At 58.7% G+C, this 19,989-nt stretch carries 23 protein-coding genes and 1 tRNA gene; 11 read left to right on the forward strand and 13 right to left on the reverse strand.

Annotation, left to right across the window (positions count from 1 at the left end):
• Position 1: 1 nt before the first annotated feature.
• The 5 genes from A6U86_RS32080 to A6U86_RS32100 all read left to right on the forward strand — a co-directional run bounded on the left by A6U86_RS32080 (position 2) and on the right by A6U86_RS32100 (position 3,722).
• Positions 2-952, forward strand: a complete 951-nt coding sequence (locus A6U86_RS32080) for a phosphatidate cytidylyltransferase (RefSeq protein WP_068400415.1) — start codon at positions 2-4, stop codon at positions 950-952.
• Positions 949-1,365, forward strand: coding sequence for a hypothetical protein (locus A6U86_RS32085; protein ID WP_068400417.1), 417 nt, complete (start codon positions 949-951; stop codon positions 1,363-1,365). Before A6U86_RS32080 ends, A6U86_RS32085 begins: the two co-directional genes overlap by 4 nt.
• Positions 1,355-2,005 carry a CDP-alcohol phosphatidyltransferase family protein gene (locus A6U86_RS32090; protein ID WP_068400420.1) on the forward strand — a complete coding sequence of 217 codons (651 nt, stop codon included), beginning with the start codon at positions 1,355-1,357 and terminating at the stop codon, positions 2,003-2,005. The genes A6U86_RS32085 and A6U86_RS32090 overlap by 11 nt, the downstream gene beginning before the upstream one ends.
• Positions 2,006-2,280: 275 nt before the next feature.
• Positions 2,281-3,480 carry a tRNA 2-thiouridine(34) synthase MnmA gene (gene mnmA, locus A6U86_RS32095; protein WP_068400561.1) on the forward strand — a complete coding sequence of 400 codons (1,200 nt, stop codon included), beginning with the start codon at positions 2,281-2,283 and terminating at the stop codon, positions 3,478-3,480.
• A gap of 165 nt (positions 3,481-3,645) precedes the next feature.
• Positions 3,646-3,722, forward strand: a tRNA-Met gene (locus A6U86_RS32100).
• Between the two features lie 347 nt (positions 3,723-4,069).
• On the opposite strand, the gene A6U86_RS32105 is transcribed toward A6U86_RS32100, so the two are convergent.
• The 3 genes from A6U86_RS32105 to A6U86_RS32120 form a co-directional block, all read right to left on the reverse strand.
• Positions 4,070-5,440, reverse strand: a complete 1,371-nt coding sequence (locus A6U86_RS32105) for an acyltransferase (protein ID WP_068400424.1) — start codon at positions 5,438-5,440, stop codon at positions 4,070-4,072.
• Between the two features lie 1,038 nt (positions 5,441-6,478).
• Positions 6,479-6,730: a DUF982 domain-containing protein gene (locus A6U86_RS32115; protein ID WP_068400430.1), complete on the reverse strand. Its 252-nt coding sequence runs from the start codon at positions 6,728-6,730 to the stop codon at positions 6,479-6,481.
• A 195-nt stretch (positions 6,731-6,925) separates the two neighbouring features.
• Positions 6,926-7,180, reverse strand: a complete 255-nt coding sequence (locus A6U86_RS32120; RefSeq protein WP_068400434.1) for a PilZ domain-containing protein — start codon at positions 7,178-7,180, stop codon at positions 6,926-6,928.
• 370 nt (positions 7,181-7,550) lie between these two features.
• Between A6U86_RS32120 and A6U86_RS32125 the strand changes: the two genes are divergently transcribed.
• Positions 7,551-7,877, forward strand: coding sequence for a hypothetical protein (locus tag A6U86_RS32125; RefSeq protein WP_068400444.1), 327 nt, complete (start codon positions 7,551-7,553; stop codon positions 7,875-7,877).
• Positions 7,878-7,882: 5 nt separating this feature from the next.
• Here A6U86_RS32125 and A6U86_RS32130 read toward each other — a convergent pair whose 3' ends face one another.
• The 5 genes from A6U86_RS32130 to A6U86_RS32150 all read right to left on the reverse strand — a co-directional run bounded on the left by A6U86_RS32130 (position 7,883) and on the right by A6U86_RS32150 (position 10,160).
• Positions 7,883-8,134, reverse strand: coding sequence for a DUF6074 family protein (locus A6U86_RS32130; RefSeq protein ID WP_068400447.1), 252 nt, complete (start codon positions 8,132-8,134; stop codon positions 7,883-7,885).
• A gap of 122 nt (positions 8,135-8,256) precedes the next feature.
• Positions 8,257-8,478: a DUF982 domain-containing protein gene (locus tag A6U86_RS32135; RefSeq protein WP_244510141.1), complete on the reverse strand. Its 222-nt coding sequence runs from the start codon at positions 8,476-8,478 to the stop codon at positions 8,257-8,259.
• A gap of 369 nt (positions 8,479-8,847) precedes the next feature.
• A complete protein-coding gene (locus A6U86_RS35055) occupies positions 8,848-9,105 on the reverse strand; it encodes a DUF982 domain-containing protein (protein WP_083197056.1) in 258 nt (85 codons plus the stop codon).
• Positions 9,106-9,272: 167 nt separating this feature from the next.
• Positions 9,273-9,632 carry a DUF4189 domain-containing protein gene (locus tag A6U86_RS32145; protein ID WP_077469545.1) on the reverse strand — a complete coding sequence of 120 codons (360 nt, stop codon included), beginning with the start codon at positions 9,630-9,632 and terminating at the stop codon, positions 9,273-9,275.
• A 267-nt stretch (positions 9,633-9,899) separates the two neighbouring features.
• On the reverse strand, positions 9,900-10,160 hold the full coding sequence (locus tag A6U86_RS32150; RefSeq protein ID WP_068400456.1) for a DUF982 domain-containing protein: 261 nt from the start codon (positions 10,158-10,160) through the stop codon (positions 9,900-9,902).
• Between the two features lie 196 nt (positions 10,161-10,356).
• Between A6U86_RS32150 and A6U86_RS32155 the strand changes: the two genes are divergently transcribed.
• Both A6U86_RS32155 and A6U86_RS32160 read left to right on the forward strand, forming a co-directional pair.
• Positions 10,357-11,052 (forward strand): DNA-3-methyladenine glycosylase I, encoded by a 696-nt coding sequence (locus A6U86_RS32155; RefSeq protein ID WP_068400457.1) that lies wholly within the window; start codon positions 10,357-10,359, stop codon positions 11,050-11,052.
• 114 nt (positions 11,053-11,166) lie between these two features.
• Positions 11,167-12,165 (forward strand): prohibitin family protein, encoded by a 999-nt coding sequence (locus A6U86_RS32160; RefSeq protein ID WP_068400459.1) that lies wholly within the window; start codon positions 11,167-11,169, stop codon positions 12,163-12,165.
• Positions 12,166-12,186: 21 nt separating this feature from the next.
• Here the strand turns inward: A6U86_RS32160 and A6U86_RS32165 are convergent, their stop codons facing one another.
• The 4 genes from A6U86_RS32165 to A6U86_RS32180 all read right to left on the reverse strand — a co-directional run bounded on the left by A6U86_RS32165 (position 12,187) and on the right by A6U86_RS32180 (position 15,850).
• Complete coding sequence (locus A6U86_RS32165; protein WP_068400462.1) at positions 12,187-12,843, reverse strand: methionine ABC transporter permease; 657 nt, start codon at positions 12,841-12,843, stop codon at positions 12,187-12,189.
• On the reverse strand, positions 12,833-13,918 hold the full coding sequence (locus A6U86_RS32170; protein WP_068400465.1) for a methionine ABC transporter ATP-binding protein: 1,086 nt from the start codon (positions 13,916-13,918) through the stop codon (positions 12,833-12,835). The genes A6U86_RS32165 and A6U86_RS32170 overlap by 11 nt, the downstream gene beginning before the upstream one ends.
• A gap of 363 nt (positions 13,919-14,281) precedes the next feature.
• Positions 14,282-15,130 (reverse strand): MetQ/NlpA family lipoprotein, encoded by an 849-nt coding sequence (locus A6U86_RS32175; protein WP_068400468.1) that lies wholly within the window; start codon positions 15,128-15,130, stop codon positions 14,282-14,284.
• Between the two features lie 210 nt (positions 15,131-15,340).
• Positions 15,341-15,850, reverse strand: coding sequence for a cupin domain-containing protein (locus A6U86_RS32180; protein WP_068400476.1), 510 nt, complete (start codon positions 15,848-15,850; stop codon positions 15,341-15,343).
• Positions 15,851-16,188: 338 nt separating this feature from the next.
• Here A6U86_RS32180 and A6U86_RS32185 point away from each other — a divergent pair, with 338 nt between their 5' ends.
• Positions 16,189-16,578: a hypothetical protein gene (locus A6U86_RS32185; protein ID WP_068400478.1), complete on the forward strand. Its 390-nt coding sequence runs from the start codon at positions 16,189-16,191 to the stop codon at positions 16,576-16,578.
• 61 nt (positions 16,579-16,639) lie between these two features.
• Here A6U86_RS32185 and A6U86_RS32190 read toward each other — a convergent pair whose 3' ends face one another.
• Positions 16,640-17,053, reverse strand: a complete 414-nt coding sequence (locus tag A6U86_RS32190; RefSeq protein WP_068400479.1) for a carboxymuconolactone decarboxylase family protein — start codon at positions 17,051-17,053, stop codon at positions 16,640-16,642.
• A gap of 233 nt (positions 17,054-17,286) precedes the next feature.
• Between A6U86_RS32190 and A6U86_RS32195 the strand changes: the two genes are divergently transcribed.
• Both A6U86_RS32195 and A6U86_RS32200 read left to right on the forward strand, forming a co-directional pair.
• Positions 17,287-18,447, forward strand: a complete 1,161-nt coding sequence (locus tag A6U86_RS32195; RefSeq protein WP_068400481.1) for a CaiB/BaiF CoA-transferase family protein — start codon at positions 17,287-17,289, stop codon at positions 18,445-18,447.
• Between the two features lie 41 nt (positions 18,448-18,488).
• A complete protein-coding gene (locus A6U86_RS32200) occupies positions 18,489-19,766 on the forward strand; it encodes an L-fuconate dehydratase (RefSeq protein ID WP_068400482.1) in 1,278 nt (425 codons plus the stop codon).
• The last annotated feature ends 223 nt before the right edge of the window (positions 19,767-19,989 follow it).

Below are 19,989 nucleotides of genomic sequence, written 5' to 3' on the forward strand. Positions count from 1 at the left end.
CATGAGTGCTGCCAGCGCCGATCTGATCCATCTCGTTCTCGGCATTTTCGGCGTGCTGATCGTCGCCTCCATCGTCGGCTATGTGCTCGAACAGCGCCTGTCGCCCGACGGATCGAATGCGGCGATCGAAAATCTGAATGCGCGCATTAAGGCCTGGTGGGTTATGGTGGTGCTGATCGGCATCGCCTTCGTGGCCGGACGTGCCGGCGTCATCCTGCTCTTCGCCTTCTGCTCCTTTGCCGCGCTGCGCGAATTCGTGACGCTGATCAACACAAAGCGGGCCGACCATTGGGCGCTGGCCGCCGCCTTCTTCGTCGCCGTTCCGGTGCAATATTATCTGCTCTGGGCCGAGCAATACGGCATCTATTCGATCTTCATTCCTGTCTACGCCTTCCTGTTCATGCCGATCATCGCGGTGCTGCGCGGTGATACCGAGCGGTTTCTCGTGCGTATCGCCGAGGTGCAATGGGCGCTGATGATCTGCGTCTTTTGCGCCTCGCACGTGCCGGCGCTGCTCACTCTGCATATTCCGGGCTATGAAGGCCGCAACGTGCTGCTGATCGCCTTCCTGGTGATCGTTGTGCAACTGAGCGACGTGTTGCAATATGTCTGGGGCAAGCTCTTCGGCAAGACGAAGATCGCGCCGCGGCTGTCGCCCTCGAAGACGGTCGAAGGCTTTGTCGGCGGAGTTGTCAGTGCCTCGCTGATCGGCGCGGCGCTCTGGTGGGTGACACCGTTCACGCCGCTGCAGGCCGGGCTACTGGCCTTCGTCATTACGATCATGGGCTTTTTCGGCGGGCTGGTGATGTCGGCGATCAAGCGAGATCGCGGGGTCAAGGATTGGGGTCACCTGATCGAAGGTCATGGCGGGCTGATCGACCGGCTGGATTCGGTCGTCTTCTCGGCGCCCATCTTCTTCCACCTCGTTCGCTTCTGGTGGTCCGTGTCATGAGCGGCCGGCTGAAAGCACTTGCCGGCAGCAGCATCGTGCATGTGCTTTTCGCGCTCCTCGCCATGGGCGGCTGGGCCGTCTTTGCCAATCGCGCGCATCCGATGCCGCGTCCTTTGATTGCCGGTCTTGTGCAGGGCGTGCTGTCGGGCTGCCTGACACTGTTTCTGAAGTCTGCCGTCGAGGCTCTATCGAAGCGGTTCAATGGCTTTACCGTCCTCTGGGCGCCGCCGCTGATTGCGTGCCTGGGCTCTGCGGCGATCCTGGTGACCATCCATGCCTTGAGCGGCACACCGGAGATCCTGAAGACGATTGCCGTGCCGCTGCTGGTGTCGTCGAGCTATGCGGCGATCTACAATTATTCGATTTCCGGCGGAAGGCGTCGAAGCATGACAGGTGAGAGCCATGGCGGGTGAGGGGATAGGAGACAGGCGGCCATTGGCCAGCCGCAATACGCGATGGGCGCAAGCCCTGGCGCGGCGCATGACCGCGCTTTCGATCACACCGAACCAGATATCGCAGGCGAGCATGGCGATGGCAGCGCTGGCCGGCGCCAGCTTCTGGCTTTCCGGCTCTGGCGGCACGGGGACGCGCGTGCTGCTGCTGCTCCTCGGGGCCTTGTTCTGCCAACTGCGGCTGCTCTGCAACCTGCTTGATGGAATGGTGGCAGTCGAAGGCGGCAAGGGGGAAGCCGATGGGCCCTTCTGGAACGAATTTCCGGACCGCATTGCCGACATCCTGATTTTCGCTGGCATCGGCTACGGCATCACGTCTCCCGGGCTCGGCTGGGCTGCCGCCGCCTTTGCCGTGCTGACGGCCTATGTCCGCGAGCTCGGGCGCGCGACAGGCAATCCCAGCGATTTCGGCGGGCCCATGGCCAAGCAGCACCGCATGGCCGTCACCACCGCGGCGGCGCTCCTCTCCGTTGTCGAGGCCTTGTGGACCGGCGGCATGTGGATCTTGACCATTGCGCTGTGGATCGTCGCGGTCGGGTCGGCCGTCACCGTGCTGCGCCGTGGGCGCAATCTGATCGGGCATTTGAAAGCCAGGGGGTGATTCGCATATCCGCCTGCCCCTTGCGCCGGATGGCAATCCTTTCTATATCCCTCCACAATTGAGGTGGGCCGCAAAGAGCGGCCGATACGCCCCGCATGATGAAAATTCGCCGCTTTTGCATGGCATCCAGCGGTGAGAAGCATGATCCCAAAAAGTGTGTAGCGGTTTTTGGGTAAGATCATGCGAAATCAAATAGAGAGAGCGTGACGGCTTTTCGCAGAAAAGTCATTCCGCTCGGCAGCATCGAAGATCGTTCAAGACTGGCGGCAACGACCGTGAATACACTGGATTTTGACAAGAGGCCGGAAGATACCCGCGTCGTCGTCGCCATGTCGGGCGGTGTCGACAGCTCCGTCGTTGCCGGCATTTTGAAGCAGCAGGGCTATGATGTGCTCGGCATTACGCTGCAGCTCTATGATCATGGAGCAGCCGTTCATCGCGCCGGCTCCTGTTGCGCCGGCCAGGATATCGACGACGCGCGCCGCGTCTGCGAAACGCTCGGCATCCCGCACTACGTGCTCGATTATGAAAAGCGCTTCCGCGAGACGGTGATCAACCCCTTCGCCGAGAGCTATGTTGCCGGCGAGACGCCGATCCCCTGCGTCGCCTGCAACCAGACAGTCAAGTTCGCCGACCTTCTGCTGACCGCCAAGGAGCTCGGCGCCGATGCTCTGGCGACCGGCCACTACATTCGCTCGCGCCCGAACCCATCCGCCGACAATCCCGGCCGCCGTGCGCTTTACCGCCCGGCCGATGCCGATCGCGACCAGAGCTACTTCCTCTTTGCCACCACGCAGGAGCAGATCGACTATCTGCGCTTTCCGCTTGGCGGCATGCCGAAGGCCGAGACGCGCGCGCTTGCCGAGGAAATGGGCCTCGTCGTCGCCAAGAAGGCCGACAGCCAGGACATCTGTTTCGTGCCGCAAGGCAAGTATTCCGACGTGATCGCCAAGCTGAAGCCGAATGCGGCGCTCGCCGGCGAGATCGTGCATCTCGATGGCCGTGTGCTCGGCCAGCATGAGGGTATCCTGCACTATACGATCGGCCAGCGCCGCGGCATCGGTGTCGCCACCGGCGAGCCGCTTTATGTCGTCTATCTCGATGCCCGCTCGCGCCGCGTCATCGTCGGCCCGAAGGAAGCGCTGGAAACGCACCGCGTCTATCTGCGTGATGTCAACTGGCTCGGCGACGAGCCGTTGGCTCAGGCGGCTTCCGGCGAGGGTTTTGCCTGCTACGCCAAGGTCCGCTCCACCCGCGCGCCATCGCCGGCCGTGCTGCACATCGACGCTAGCGGCATCTATGTCGACCTGACGATCGGCGAGGCAGGCGTTGCGCCCGGACAGGCCTGCGCGCTCTATTCGGCGCCGGGTGACGACGCCCGTGTCTATGGCGGCGGCTTCATCGAACGCTCCGAGCGTGAGCCGGTCGCCGAGGCCTCGCTGAAGGCTCTGCTGGCCAGCCCGGTCGCTGCTTGACGGCCGGTCGGCTTTGGTAATGAGAAAGCACTGATTTTTCCACATCATCCGCTTGACACAAAGCCGAGCCGCACCTTATAAGCCGCTCAACCGACGGGCCAACGCTTTTCGAGCGGTGGTTCGTTTGACCTCTACGCATGATATTCAGAGATCAAGCGTTGATATGGCGGAGTAGCTCAGTAGGTCAGAGCAGAGGAATCATAATCCTTGTGTCGGGGGTTCAAATCCCTCCTCCGCTACCATCAAAACACCAGGTAGTTTTCGGTCGGCGAATGCGGTTTGTAAGCGGACGCGACTTTCTGGAATTTTGACACGAACTTCCGGAAGTTTTGAAATCGCCTCACGGCTGCTTCAAGGGCCGTTGCAACCGCCTTTAGTCGCCAACCTTCACACGACGCATGTCCGTACTCCTTGGCGATCGGTTTCTTCGCGTTGGTATCCAATCTACCCGTTGAATACGTCAAATAAACAAGCTGAACTTGCCATCCCGGGAGAGCGTCCGGGTTGTCTGAACATTGTTTATGGAATGAATTTACCGGCTGTAGCTTGAAACAAACTAGCGAGGTCGACCTGCTATCCGTACCTGATATTAGGTGGCGATCATCCTAGACGAAGTGTCCCGTTTCCGCTTTTCGAAAGGCGCTTCGATTAGCCGGAAGGCGAAGAATGCAATCGTGATACTGAGGGCGACGGCGACTATGCCGGCGGCAATGGCCTCCCAAGTAGTTAGATCTTTAGCTGCTACCGTTCTGAGCCGGAGAAGTACTGGCTCATGCCATATGTAAAGCGCGTAGCTGAGAACTCCGGTAAATTGCGACAAGCGGATGGCGCGCCTTGAAACGGGTCCTCCCGTCTTACCCGATGCAACATGGCTCTCGAAAAGCAAGATGCAGGACAGGGCGATGCTGGCCGTGAACGTTGGGCCTACGTTCTGGGCGTACCAGCTGAAGGTGGCGTGGTCGCTGCCATAGGAAGCCTGCACGAACACGTACGCACTTACGATGTAAGATAGCGACATAATGGCTAGCCCTATCGGCAGCGTCGGGGTACGGTTTAGTATCCGACTTGCACCGGGCACGATCCAATTTGCCAGGATCCCGATCATGAACAGATCGATGTTCGCGATCAAAGGCACGTATACGCGGCTTAGCCATCCCAAATTTTGCGTTTCCGCAAGCACCCACCATCTGTAGGCAAAGCCCAGCGCGGCTATCATTGCGATCAGAAGCCAAGGTGGCAAAACTCTTGCGATGTTGGTTAGGACAAAAATTAGGAGAGGCGCCATCGCGTAAAATGCCATCTCCGTCTGGATGGACCAAAGTGCAGATATTACAGGGGTAGGAGCCTCCAAATGAAGCGAAAATGTCGCCAGGGCGGCTATTTCCCATAAATGGTTGGCCGTATAGATCTGCGGATCGACCAGTACCGAGACAATCAGCAGGACTGCGTAGTACATCGGCACAATTCGCATAGCTCGGTTCCAGTAGAACTTTCTTACGCTCTCTCGCGAGTGCATATAACGTCCGCTGTAGAACCCTTTGCCCATGAGGTAGCCCGAAAGCACGAAGAAAATCCAGACGCCTGCCCAGGGCGAACCCATGAGCAGCCATATTGGATTTGAACGTTCAAGTCGCTCAGGCATTCCCGATGGAACGAAGACGACTGCCAACGCGTGACCTGCTATGACCAACATGCAGGCATAAGCTCGCAGAGACAGTAGCGGGTCGAGACCACGGGTCGGTACGGGTACCATTCTTCGAAGGGTTGCTTCCGACTCTGGCAACGCGAGATAAAACAAGGATGCGCTGGCCATCAAAAACAAGAGGCGGAAACCTGTGAAAATTGGCCACGCAGGCAAGGTACGATCCGCAAGTATCACCAAGATCTCGGGCCGCAGCGGCTCGCATACGAGAAATGCGAGGAAGAACAGCACCGACAATATCGTATAATTTGTGTGCATTTTTTGCACGAATTACGACCGCCCAATTTTGCAATCTAAGAATAGCTTTCGTAGGCAAGCGCCCCTGAGGTCACAATAGGAAATGGCGGCTTGTTTCTTAATATTTCTGATTGTTGCCCTCCTGCGACAGGCGAGGTTGCCCTAGTCGCTCTCAAGATCAACTGTCTTCCAGCGCTCGATCTGCTGAAAATACTTATCTCTCAGATACACTTTTCCATCCTCCAAATGCTGTGCGCATGGCGGTTCGTGATTGGTCAAATTACGGGTTTCTATGAGCCAGCAACATTAGCCACCATGGCTGGCAGCGTCATCGCTCTCGTCTCGTTTGTTCTTGTTGAGGAAAGAGTCAAGCGTTGTGAAATCCCAAGAATGCCGCCCAGCTCGATCGCGAGTAGCGGCTGTAGAGAGGCGGAATAAGAAACGCATCCGTGAATGGGGCGCGCGCTTAGTCGCTCGCATCGAAGGTGGCAAAAAAGCGACTATTCGGGAGATAAAATGAGAAACGCAGCCAACGAACAGGCAAACCTTGGCGCCCCGCCAATCAATGCTGGAAGGGGGCGTTTCCAGGCCTTATGGAGGTTTGCCTAAGGTTTTCCCTGCAGGGCAAACCTGGGATTGGATTTTTGCCGCCTCTGAAGATAGATAGTGCCGATTGTCGAGGTTGCTGCCTTCTGAGCTGCCGTTGGACTTTCAATGACTTGAAGGTCCTGAACGCAGTTTCAAAGCCATTTTGAGCGCAGTTTTCAAATTCGCCCCGGCCCGCCTCCGGTCGCACATTTTTACTCTGGCCGTGTCAAACTTTATGGCTCACGCGTTCCTACATCGCCTCGATGAAGGCTTTGATTTTTTAGGTTTTTTCAGCCGATCCCAGATATTCCCGGCTCTTCCCGCATATTCCGGTTACCAGTGGCGGACAACAGCCGTTTCTCAATCATTGATATCACAACAGTATTCTTCGCCTGCTTCGCACATGCCTAGCGAACTCTGTACACCTATTTCCATGCCGACTAATCGTCAGAACATGGCCGCCCCGCGACCTCAATCTTCCTTCATCGGTATTTCGGCTTCCTTGACCGCCTTGATAAATGCCAGCCGGGCTTGTTCGGGAGTGCGCTTGCCGCTGATCACGTCGGCACAGACGGACAAGGCGTGGTCCAAGGCCGGAGCTTCTTCAAGCGGCCAATCTTCGATGAGCGCCCAGCTGGCGGCCTGAGTCGTGTCGATGACGACCCATTCGTCCGGTTTCTCAAGAGCGATGGTGACCGCCTTGCTCCATTTTCTCTGCGTCACGGAAAACCCTCGAATTCGTGGATGCCTGTCGCCTGTCTCATAGGCCGATTCATCTTGCGTGGCGAGGTGGTTTTGTTCGGGAGGGGAGGCGCGCCGGGCGTTTTGCGGAGGTGGGATGACAGGACAAGCGGAAACAAAGTCTGTCGTCGCAGTGCATGGCTGCTCGATCATAGCCCGCCGCCGTAGCGGCGGCCCTTACATGAATTGAACGCCGAGGCTGTTGATCTTTCGCCAGCGGACTTCGCAGGCCATGAGCCTGTTGTCAGCGAGTTGGAGATTGAAGCTGCTTGGGGCTGAGAGCGGGTTTTCGATCTGGATCATCGCACCCGTATCAGAGAGATTTCTGACGATGCAGTCGAAGACCGAGCGTCCATCGTTGAAGATGATCTTGGCTCCGAGAAGTGTCCGCTTTCGCGCGGCTGTTCGGCTTTCTGGCGAGGATTCGGTCATCGCTTTGGTTCCGGATATAGTTTTACTAATCTGTTATGTTCTAATATCGCAAAAGTTAATATGATACTTCCGCACGGACGTTTTTCACCTGTTCGAGCGCTCGCGGCAAAGCTGCGAAATGTCGCTATTGGATGCTGTCGCGGGTGATGGCTGCGGCTTCGGATCACGAAGTTCGGCAGTGTCAATTTGCAGAATTGTCGGCTAGCCCTCAGGCGGATATCCCTTGTAAACCTAGCGTGCCTCGAGCGGGGCGAACAAGTTGCCTCTACTTGCGTTGTATTTCCAGACAGTCAACGCAAATCCGCGCAACATGCCTTGCAAGACGAAACACGCTCTGGCACCGTGCCGCCGCAGGGGAACGGGGTTTTCAATGAGATTATTTTTAGCGGCGGCTACTGTTTTGGTGATCGCCAATTCTGTAATGGCCGCTGATGATCCGGTAACAAATGCGTACCGGGTCTGTAAGATGATAGACAATACTGGCTTGTTCACTGCACCGTGTCAGGTTTCCAGCCGGAAATACACGGTGACTGCGACGATCGACCTCCCGACTGCCGATGCCAGGAAAGCTTGCACACAGATCGTCGGTGTCGTTTCTTCGAAGGGATTTCATTTCCTCAACGCAGAATGGACCGTGCAGATCAAGTCGCCGACCGGCGGCGACAAGCCCGTTGCATCCTGCAGGTTGCCGAAATGACAACTCTAGGCTGAAGCATTCAGCTCTTCCTCAGCAAAGGCGAGCTGCAATTCCATCTGAATAGCATGCATGAAGAGGGCGGCTTGCCGCGAGATTTCGTCCTCGTCCATTCCCTGCTCTTTCAAGGCGGCGGCAAAACCTGCCATTTCCGAGCGCCAGAAACGATTGGCTTCCTCGCCGTGAAGCTGCAGCAGGGCGTTGGCACACCGCCTGATATCGCTGGTACGCCTGTCGGCCGGGAATGCTAAAAGCGACATAATCTCTCCGTCAATGGCGTGGCGAATCGCCTGCCTTTGTTGGAACAATCGCTTGCAGTGGTTCACAAAAGATGAATGGCTTCTTGTTGAATTCCAATCGCTTGCGGCGTGAAGTGAGGATTTCACTGCATGACGGATATGCCCGCCTCCCGCGCCGCCCGGATCAGGGCTTCCCGTGCGGCTTCCGGCGGGGCGGCACCCAGCATGGCCTCGAGGCACACGCGGACCGCGGCGACATATTCTTCGCCGTTTTCAAGCGGCCAATGCTCCAGCAGAAGTTCAGCGACCTGGTGTACCGAATTGACGCGGCGGTAGCCGCCATCCTCTCCAAGTACAAGGGTCACCGCTGGAAATGGCCGTAAAGTGTTTCGTTTCAAAACGCATTACCTCCGAAACGTAAATGCTTCGGTAAGCCTGCAAGAAGCGTTCCTTATGGCGCGCGATCCTGCCCGGCGTTACGGTTTTGCCCGCCGATGGCGGCGCTACGATCGACAGCCTCCCGCGAACACCCGATGGCGGGCAGGCAGGCTCCGGGGTTCGTGGTGGCTATTGACGCCTATGGCTCGCCTGACGAATTTTTCCGTGCGCGAACCCGGACGGGGCGGCTTGTTCTATTTGGCAGAAGCATGGGACGCCCCAAGCAAACGACGCCCGATATACTCCGGCAAGCCGGAAGCACAACTTCGTTCTGCGACTGGAAAGGAATGTCAGACCTAATCCAGCACGCCGGCTTCGGCGCAGGCTTCAACAAACACGTGTCTCGCCTGCTCGTGCAGGAGCGGATTATCGCTGGCGGCGCCGCAGAGATCCGTGGCGGAATGGTATTTCTCACCCCGTATGGTCGGCCAACGAAAGAGAAGATGATTTAGAGCTTCCCTCGGGCTTCTTATCGTTTCCGGCATGCCATAGCCGATACGCAGATATACAGGTCCAGGCCAGCGAACGTCGCTGGTTTCAGCAGTCATGTTCATTTCTATGGTGCTCCGACATCGTTACCCAAACTCCCGCGACCGGAAAAGGTTTCGAAGTTTTTCGGAAAATCGACTGGAGCACTCTGCGGATCGAACCCCGCCGCAGGCACCAAACGGCTCGCGGCGGGATATTCCAATGACAGCATGTGGCGCCGTAGACCGCGCAATTACTGGCAGTCGGAAACGACGATCTTGCAATGTGGGCAGTTGTCCAGCGCCATGCGTTCGGCTTCGCGCTTGCTGGTGCCGTAGCCGATGCCGTAGTTGACGCGGTCGCCGACATAGGCGCCGCATGTCTCGAACCAGACGGCTGTCTTGCAGGAATCGTTGCCCGCCGAACGGCATTCCTTGATCGCATTATGCTCGGCCTCAGACCTGCTGGAGCCCCAACCCACGCCATAGCCGGCTTCGCTTGCGGAAAGGCCCTGCTGGTCGTCGACGGCGATTGCGCCGAAGGCCAGTGCTGACGATGCGAAGGCACACGAAATCAATGCTGCGGCGAGCGCCGCGCGAATGTTCTTCTTCATGATTAAATCCCCGAAAACCCAGATAACCCGGGCCTAACTGGTATATATCGCGCCATCATCAGGACAAGGCGGCTCACGGCTCCATTTTTGGGTGGATGTGGAGACGTCGTGACTTCCTGGAAGCCGGAAAAACGGGCGCTACAGTGCAATGATCAGGAGAGCGAGCAGGAGTAGAACCGCCAGTCCCGTGAAAATGAGGCGTAAAACGCCCCGCAATATTATTGCGAGGACAATCGCGACAAGCAGGGCAACGATCATGGAGGTATTTTATTGAACGACGGGCGTCTCGATCGGCACGCTGGCCTCCATCGCCGCCGCCACGAAACTGTTTCTGGCTTCCAGCGCGTATCCGTGGCCGCTCTCGACGTCGGCGCAAATCTGCAATGCCATCAGGAAGGCTTTGCCTTCCGCCACGGGCCAGGCGTTCAGCAGCATATCCAGCGCTTCCTTCGCATTGGCGACGGTGTAGACCTTCCCGGTACGCTTGCAGATGACCATGATGGGATAGTTCCAGTCTTTAGTGCTCATGGTACGAGGCTCCGATCCGACGACGCTGGAATTAATGCTACGTTGCGCGAAATCTCAAGTTAATTTCATGAAGGTATCTGGTGCAGTCTGGAATCGTTTCAATTGCACTCAGGCTAATTCAACCGTTGGTTCGATCAACTCTATAGTTACGAATCCGGATGTCGTGTTTTCGGCGGCTGCGCCAGAGGGAAGAGACATGGGGAGCTTTACGGAGATTGAGGAACGGGCCGAGAAGCGCAAGGGTGGGCCGGACGCGCTGAAGGCGTTGATGCCGAAGACGCCGAACCACGATGCCTTGCGCGCCCTGCCGGATGACCGCATCTTGTCGGAGATGACGCGCTATGTCTTTTATGCAGGCTTCGTGCGTAACATCATCGATGCCAAATGGCCCGGCTTCGAAGCGGCCTTCTCCGCTTTCGATCTCGCCTTTCTCAATTTCGCGCCTGACGACTATTGGCATGATCTGACTTCCGATGCGCGTGTTGTGCGCAACGGCGCCAAGATCATGTCGGTACAAAAAAACGCGCAGTTCATCCGCCAGATCGCCGATGAGCATGGCAGCGCCGGCCGCTTTTTTGCCGATTGGCCGATCACCGACCATATCGGCCTGCTCGCCGTGCTTGATAAGAGGGCCGATCGTCTCGGCGGCATGAGCGGGCAATATCTCCTGCGGGCTATCGGCCGCGACAGCTTTGTCATGAGCCATGATGTTCTCGTCTGCCTGCGCCTTTCCGGCCTGCCGATCTCGGAGGGCAAGCCCGGCAAGAAGGATCTGAGGCTGATCCAGGATCAGTTCAATGCCTGGCATGCCGAGACCGGGCTGCCGCTCACCTATCTCTCGCGCATCTGCGCCTTCTCCGTCGGAATGCCGGGAGAAGAGGATGACGTCTGATTGACCTGCTGCCCCTCGGGCTGGATCGACTGCCACACTGGGCTCGGCGCCTAAGAGTGCATTTTCGATTCGACTCATCTATGTCTCAACCATCAGGGAATGGTGAGGATATCGATGGCAAACCGGGAAATCGACATAGCGTCCATGGCGAGCAGGGGCCGTGCAACGGCGTTTATCGGCATCATTGCCCTTATCGCCCTCGTCATGCTTGTCTTAAGCTCATGGTACACGATTGATCAGGGTGAGCGCGGCGTCATCCTGCGCACCGGCGCCATGGTCGGCACGGCCGAACCGGGCCTGCATTTCAAGCTGCCCTGGATCGAGACCGTCGTCAAAATCCCGGTGACGCAGCAGGTGACCTACTGGACCTGCCAAAGCGGCGGGAACTGCGAGAATAACGAGCATCCGCAGATGCAGGCCTATTCGCAGGACCAGCAGCCTGCCGACATGCGCGTGACCATCTCCTGGCATGTGCCGCCGGATGCGGTTGAGCATGTCTATTCGGAATTTGGTTCGATCGGCAATCTGGAATCACGGCTGATTGCCCGGCGTGCGCCGCAGGATGTTAAGACGGTGTTCGGCAAGTTCACCGCCGCCTCCGTCATCCAGAACCGGGCGCAGTTCAACACCGATGTGCAGGCGGCGATCGAGGCGGGCATTCAAGGGCCGGTGCAGATCGACAGCGTGCAGGTGGAGAATATCGATTTCTCCGATGCCTATGAGAACAGCATAGAGCAGCGCATGCTGGCCGAGGTCGAAGTGCAGAAGCTGCGACAGAATGCCGAGCGCGAGAAGGTGCAGGCGCAGATCACCGTGACGCAGGCACAGGCGGCGGCAGATGCCCGCCGCGCCGATGCGCAGGCACAGGCCGATTCCGTGCGGCTGCAGGCGGAAGCCGATGCCGAGGCCATCCAGCTTCGCGGCGACGCCGAAGCCAAGGCGATCAAGGCTCGTGGCGACGCGCTGCGCGACAATCCCAACCTGATCCTTCTGACCCAGGCGGAAAAATGGAACGGACAGCTGCCTACCACCATGCTCCCGAATGGCTCGGTGCCGATGCTCAATCTCGACCCGCGCCAGAACTCCGCCGCGCCGGCGGCGGAGCATGAATAGCGGAGAGGGTGGGCTAAGGTCCTAGCGGTGATCGAGCCGGCGTGCCAGGCGATCGCCCAGCCATTGCATGCCCCAGACCAGAACGATCAGGATAATGACGACGGCGATCATGACGTTCGTCTCGTAGCGTTGGTAGCCATATCGGATGGCGAGGTCGCCGAGGCCGCCGCCACCGATCGTGCCTGCCATGGCGGAAGCGCCGATCAGCGTCACCATGGTTACGGTGAAGCCGGCAACGATGCCGGGCATGGCTTCCGGTATCAGCACCTCGCGAATGATCGTCCAGCGATTGCCGCCCATCGCACGTACCGCATCGATCAGGCCACGATCGACATCGCGCAGCGAGACCTCGGCGACGCGCGCGTAATAGGGGATCGCGGCGATGGTCAGCGGCACGATGGCGGCTGTCGTGCCGAGCGCCGTGCCGACGATCCAGCGCGTCAGCGGGATCAGGGCAATGAGCAGGATGATGAAGGGCACGGCGCGGAATCCGTCGACCAGGATGCCGAGGACGCGGTTGATCGCCCCTTGTTCGGCAATGCCGCCGCGACCCGTTGCAACGAGGGCAAGGCCGAGCGGCAGACCGATAATCAGGGAGAGGAAGCCGGATGCACCGGTCATCCAGATGGTCTGCCAGAAGGAGCGCCAAAGCAGGCCGAGGATCACGTCAGTTGTCATAGCCTAGAACCTCCACCCGGGCGGAGCGGGCTTTCAAAAAATCACTGACCTGGGTCGGTAAACTCTCGTCGCGCGTCGGTACCGCGATGAAAAAGCGGGCGACCGGCTGATTCTGGATATGGTCGATGCCGCCATGGACCAGGCGGAACGAGCGGGGAAGAGCGGCCGAAAGCTCTGCAAAGAGCGCGCCTTGCGCCTCAGGGCCGGCAAGCTCGACACTGAGAATGGCTTCTGCACCGGATGTTGGGGATATGCGAGCGGCGATATGTTCGGGAAGCTGCGGACGGGCGCTGCTTAGCAGGCTGGCGGTGATGTCCTGCCGGGGATTCGCGAAAACGGTCCATACCGAGCCTTCCTCGACGATCCGGCCGGCATCGATGACGGCAACGCGGTCGGCAATCGAGCGGATTACTTCCATCTCGTGGGTAATGAGCAGGATCGTCAGGCCGAGCTTGCGGTTGATGTCCTTCAGCAGTGAAAGGATCGACCGTGTGGTTTCAGGGTCGAGCGCCGAGGTTGCCTCATCCGACAGGAGAATGGCGGGCCTGGCCGCAAGGGCGCGGGCAATGCCGACACGCTGCTTCTGGCCGCCGGACAGGGCGGAAGGATAGGCCTTGGCCTTATCGGCGAGGCCGACAAGTTCGAGCAGCTCGCGGGCGCGCTGCAATCGTTCCGTCTTGCCGATGCCCTCTATCTTCAGTGGCAGGGCGATATTTTCCTCGACGGTTCTGGAGGATAGCAGATTGAAATGCTGGAAGACCATGCCGATGCGGCGGCGCAGCGGCTGCAGTTCCTTCTCCGACAAGCGCGCGATGTCACGGCCTTCGATATGGATTTCACCGCTATCAGCGCGCTCCAGCCCGTTCAGGCAACGGATCAGCGTCGATTTGCCGGCGCCGCTGCGGCCGATGATGCCGACGATTTCGCCGCGGCGGGCGCTCAGCGAAATGCCATCCAGCGCCGGCGTCGTGCCGAACCGGCGGCGCACGTCCACCAGGCGGACAATCTCGTCGCCGGTCGAACGTTCAGGCGGCGCCTGTCCGTCTATGGCGGTGGCTGGGGTGAAAGAATTCATAATGCGTCTCTTCTTAAAAGGCGGCCTTTGAGTTCGTAGAGGCCAGTATACCCCCCTCTGTCACTTTTGTGACATCTCCCCCACATGGGGAAGATCGTTGGGAGTTTGTTGGGCGCTTAGCAGAACAATCGGCAATGTGTCAGCAGATGCGATGCTTATTTCCTGGTGATGGCTTGCCGCCTGTTTCCAATCTTCCCCCTTGTGGGGACGATGTCGCGAAAGTGGCGCAGGGGCACACTCTCTGCGAATTCCATAACCACTATAAACTTCATCGCATTCTAACGGGAAAAATACCGAAGGCGGCCCGGGCAAGATGCCCCGGCCGCCTTGCCGCTCAGCGCTGTCCCCCGCGCCGTTCTGATATCAATAGGCGCTCTGGCCCGTACCCTTGTAGACCTTGTCGAATTCGGCCTTGACGGTGTCATTCTGGTAGGAGGCGACCAGTGTCTTCACCCAGGCTTCGTTCTCGCTGCCCTGCTTGACGGCGATGAAGTTGCGGTAGGGATTGCCTTCGGTCTGCTCCTGCGCGATGCGGTCTTTCGCCGAGAGCCCTGCTTTCAGCGCCCAGTCGGTGTTGACGACGGCCGCGTCAAGATCGTCGATCGAACGGCCGACGATGCCGGCATCCAGCTCCTTGATGTCGACGTTCTTCGGATTTTCAGCGATGTCGGCAACCGTGGCGAGGATGCCGGTGCCGTCCTTGAGCTTGATGATGCCCTCATGCTGCAGAACGAGCAGCGCGCGGCCTTCGTTGGACGGGTCGTTCGGCACGCCGATGACGGCGCCCTTCGGAAGCTCGGCGACGGTCTTGTATTTCTTCGTGTAGAGGCCGATCGGCCAGATGCCGGTGTAGCCGGCAACGACGATATGATAGCCGTGCTGGTTGATCTGGTTGTCGAGGTAGGGCTTGTGCTGGAAGGCATTGGCGTCGATTTCGCCGCGCTCCAGTGCCTCGTTCGGCTGGGTGTAGTCGTTGAAGACGACAGGCTCGATCTTCAGACCTTTCTTGGCGGCCTCGGCGGTCACTGCACGCCAGACGTCCTCGTCCTCGCCGCTCATGATGCCGACCTTGATCGTCTTGTCAGCCGCGAAAGATGGGGTGGCGGTTGCCGTCAAGCCGAATACGGCGACAGCAGAGGCAAGGATGGCAGCAAGGCCGGCGCGGCGGGAAAGGCGCAGCGCATCGAAACCTCTAGAAAGCTTTGCAGTCATGGGAAATCCTATTCCAGATGATCGAGACCGTTATCTCGTTGACGGCTGGATCATCTCAGACGTGCGTTCGATGTGCGAAGCAGGATCATGCGTTGTGCAGCGCAGTTCTGAAAAACTCTTTTCAGTGCAGTGCAAAGCAGAAACTAATTTTCTACAAATATTGTAGATTATTTAAGCGGCAAATAGAATTTTGCCTGAAAAATGTGCAGATCAGCGGTGGATCGGGTCCTTCCAGAGGACATTTTCCGGCTTTTCCACCGGCTCGATATCGAGATTGACGACAACGGGTTCCTGTCCGGAGCGCACAAGCACGCATTCCAGCGTTTCGTCGCGGCTGGCGTTGATCTCCTGATGCGGCACATAGGGTGGCACGAAGATGAAATCGCCGGGACCGGCTTCGGCCACGAATTCCAGATTGTCGCCCCAGCGCATCCGTGCCTTGCCCTTGACGACATAGATGATGCTTTCGAGATCTCCATGATGGTGGGCGCCGGTCTTGGCGTTGGCGTGGATCGTCACGGTTCCGGCCCAGATCTTCTCAGCGCCGGCGCGGGCATTGTTGATTGCGGTCGCGCGGTTCATGCCCGGTGTCTGGGCGGTATTCGGGTCGAGGGCATTGCCGGGGATGATTTTGATCCCATGTTCACGCCAGTCGATCGGTTGATGATCGTGGCCGTGTTCATGCCCATGGTGATGCTCATTTTCATGATTGCCGCACATGGTCTCCCTTTCATCGTTCCGGGAGGGATTCGTGCATCCTCCGCTTACGACCTCTCATTTTACTCTACGCGAAGCCCTTCAAAAATAAAGGGAAATGCAGAAAATTCTCAAAGAGGCTTTTCAAGTCGCGATTAATCTATAGACTTGATCAAGTTAAATGACCGGTGGGAACATTTTGTGTGTGTCCCGCGTTGCGCCGGTCACAAGATGGTTTGCCGCGCCGCTTGCCCCCATGGACTGTGTTCGGGGCGCGCCAAACTGAAGAAGCAGCGCCTGGTCTCGGAGGAGACCGATACTTTCATATCATGCGCCGGACTTCCAATTGAAAGGAGACAGACATGTCGAATGCCTTGCCGCCCCTTCATGAGGGTCATGCCCCCATCACTCTGCAGCAGCTGTTCCGCGAGGCGCTTTACGCTTTCGAGGAGTGGGACAGCGAAGTCACCGAACCGATCGTGACGTTCGAAGGGCGGATCTTCCCTCTCAGCGTCGTTTTCGAAGCAATGCGCGAATGCACCGACATCGTGCCCAACAATATCGTCTCGGCCGTCACCGAACGATTGACCAAGCCCTGGGAGGGCGAAGGTCCGCTTGACACGATGACCTTCTCGACGGCGGCGCGCGTCATGGGCGTCCTTGTTCGCAAGAGGTTGCTGGCCGTGAACAACGGCATCAACGTCGCTGTTCTTGCCGCAGAAGCCCAGACGACGGAAACGTCTGACCGCTAATAAGCGCGATCGATGATCGAAGGCCCGCTGGCAGACGATGCCTGCGGGCCTTTCTGCGTTTTCAGCGCCGGCTGACGTCGAATTCGGGATCGACGGGAATCTGCATGGCCGTGACCAGATGGTTCGTCTGTCCGGCAAGGCCGATGACGGCAAGCAGCTCCCCGTGCTGTGCATCCGTCATGCCCTTTGCTTTCGCGGCAGCCGTATGGGAATGGACGCAATAGGTGCAGCCATTGGCTGTCGAGACGGCGATATAGATCATCTCGCGCACCAGCGGGTCGAGCGAACCCTCAGCCATCATCACCGCTTTCAGGCCTTCCCAAGTGCGCTTGAGCAAGGCTGGATCGTTGGCGAGGCCGCGCCAGAAATTATTGACGAAATCGGATTTCCGTACCGCGCGGATATCATCGAACACGGCCTTGACCGCCGGGATCGCTTCAGCTTCCGCATCATCGAGCAATTTCACCGTCGCCATTCTGAAACTCCTTTCAACAATCCTGATGTTGCGAGAGCATAGCGCATTTTCCAGTGGCACAGGCCGGGCAGCCGGCGAATATCCTCCCTCTTTTTGTTTGCAAATGTCATCCATATGTGAAAATACTATTCACATAAGAAGATTGAGGTCGCTGTGAGAATCGGCGGCGGGGGTGTACGCCGAGGCGGAGAAACGCTTTCGGCCGAAGTGTTGTCAGGGAGCAGGAATAATCGATGGCGCTGAAGAAGGACTTGCCGCTGGCCGGGCTGGTGGTCGTCGACATGAGCCAGTTTCTGTCCGGGCCTTACTGCACCCTCAGGCTGATGGATCTTGGCGCCAGGGTCATCAAGATCGAGCGCCCCAGCGGTGGCGATCTCTCGCGCGGGCTCTATCTCAGCGATGACGAGCGCGGCGATTCCACTATTTTTCATGCCATCAACCGCTCCAAGGAAAGCCTGGCGATCGACCTGAAGAACGAGCGTGACATGAGCGCGCTGCGCAAGCTCATCTCCAAGGCCGATGTTCTCGTGCAGAATTTTCGTCCGGGCGTGATTGAGCGACTGGGGCTCGATTACGAAGCCGCCAGTAAGCTCAATCCGCGCCTCGTCTATTGCTCGATCAGCGGTTACGGCGAAGAAGGGCCGTGGGTATCGCGGCCGGGTCAGGATCTCCTGGCGCAGTCGCGCTCCGGCGTAATGTGGCTGAATGGTGACGAAGGGCAGGGACCGGTGCCTTTCGGTCTGGCGATCGCCGACATGCTGGCCGGTGCGGCTGCGGCTCAGGGCATTCTGGCGGCATTGGTGAGGCGTGGCATCACAGGCGAGGGCGGCCTGGTCGAGACCAGCCTGCTGGAGGCGCTGATCGATCTGCAGGTGGAAGTGCTGAGCGTGCACATGAATAGCGGCAACAAGTTGCCCGAGCGTTCGCATGTTCGCAGCGCCCACGCCTACCTCTCTGCACCTTATGGCGTCTATCCTGCCGCCGACGGCTATCTCGCCATCGCCATGACGCCGATTTCCAAACTTGCCGATCTGCTCGGCATGGAGGAACTGGCACCGTATCGCGACGACCCGAAGAGCTGGTTCACGAAGCGCGATGAGATCAAGGCGCTGATAGCGGCACGCATTGCGACTGGCAATGTCGACGACTGGCTTGCGATCCTCGAACCTGCCGACATCTGGTGTGCCCGGGTGCTGAACTGGACGGAGTTGCTCGGCAGCGAAGGCTTCCGCGTTCTCGACATGTTGCAGACGGTCGGGCGCGATGATGGCGTCAGTCTTAACACCACCCGCTCACCCATCCGCATCGACGGGCAGCGGCCGAAATTCGAGCGTGCGGCCCCGCACGTTGGCGAGCATAATGCGGCACTCTGGGAGGAGTTCGACCTCGGTTGAGGTTTCGAGAGGCGGCCGATGGATCTAGAAGGAGTTTTCCAATGACGCGCATCACCAATCTTCGCGTTTTCGATTTGCGCTTCCCGACATCGCAGAGCCTTGACGGTTCTGATGCGATGAATCCGGATCCGGATTATTCGGCAGCCTATGTCATTCTCGAGACCGATAAGCCCGGTCTTGCCGGCCACGGCCTGACCTTCACCATCGGGCGCGGCAACGACATCTGCTGCATGGCGATCGAGGCGATGCGGCATCTGGTTGTCGGTACGGAGCTTGCGACTGTTCTGGAAAACCCAGGCAAATACTGGCGGCACCTGACCAGCGACAGCCAGCTGCGCTGGATCGGCCCCGAAAAGGGCGCCATGCACCTTGCCACCGGCGCCGTCGTCAACGCCGTCTGGGATCTGCTCGCCAAGGAGGCCGGCAAGCCGGTCTGGCGGCTGGTTTCGGAGATGGATGCCGAGCAGATTGCCGATATCGTCGACTATCGCTATCTGACCGACGTGCTCACCCGCGACGAAGCCGTCGCCATCCTGAAGAAGGCGGAAGCCGGTAAGGCTGATCGCATCGCCACGCTCGAGCGTGAAGGCTATGCCTGCTACACGACCTCGGCCGGCTGGCTCGGCTATGACGACGCCAAGCTGCGTCGCCTGTGCCAGGAAGCGATCGACGCCGGCTTCAACCATGTGAAGATGAAGGTCGGCCGTGACCTCGAAGACGATATCCGCCGTCTCACCATCGCCCGCGAAGTGATCGGCCCAGATCGCTACCTGATGATCGACGCCAACCAGGTGTGGGAAGTCAATCAGGCGATCGACTGGGTTCAGAAGCTTGCCTTCGCCAAGCCCTTCTTCATCGAAGAACCCACAAGCCCGGACGATGTTGCTGGACACCGCAAGATCCGCCAGGCGATCGGGCCGGTGAAGGTTGCCACGGGCGAGATGTGCCAGAACCGCATCATGTTCAAGCAGTTCATCGCCGAGGGCGCGATCGATATCGTGCAGATCGACTCCTGCCGCATGGGTGGTCTCAACGAAGTACTAGCCGTGCTGCTGATTGCTGCCAAATACGGATTGCCGGTCTGGCCGCATGCCGGCGGCGTTGGCCTCTGCGAATATGTGCAGCATCTGTCGATGATCGATTACATCGCCGTGTCGGGGACCAAGGACGGCCGCGTCATCGAATATGTCGATCACCTGCACGAGCATTTCATCGACCCCTGCATCATCCGCGACGCAGCCTACATGCCGCCGAGCCTGCCGGGCTTCTCGATCGAAATGAAGCCGGAATCGATCTCGGAATATGCGTTCAAGGGGTGAGTTTCTGCCGCAAGCTTCCTTCTCCCCTTGGGGAGAAGGTGGTCCGAAGGGTCGGATGAGGGTGTAACCCCGCTCTGAACCCATCGGCTTTTGTGCACATGGCGTCCCCCCTCATCCGCCTGTCGGCACCTTGTGTGTTGTATCTCTGTTAGACTGCTGCCTGTCCGGTTTGTCGGCCCGATGTTCGCGCATCAGGCCGACCACCGTCGGAAGGACCGTCGGC

It is taken from the genome of Rhizobium sp. AC27/96 (genome assembly GCF_001692325.1).
In the GTDB taxonomy this organism is placed as follows: Bacteria; Pseudomonadota; Alphaproteobacteria; order Rhizobiales; family Rhizobiaceae; genus Rhizobium.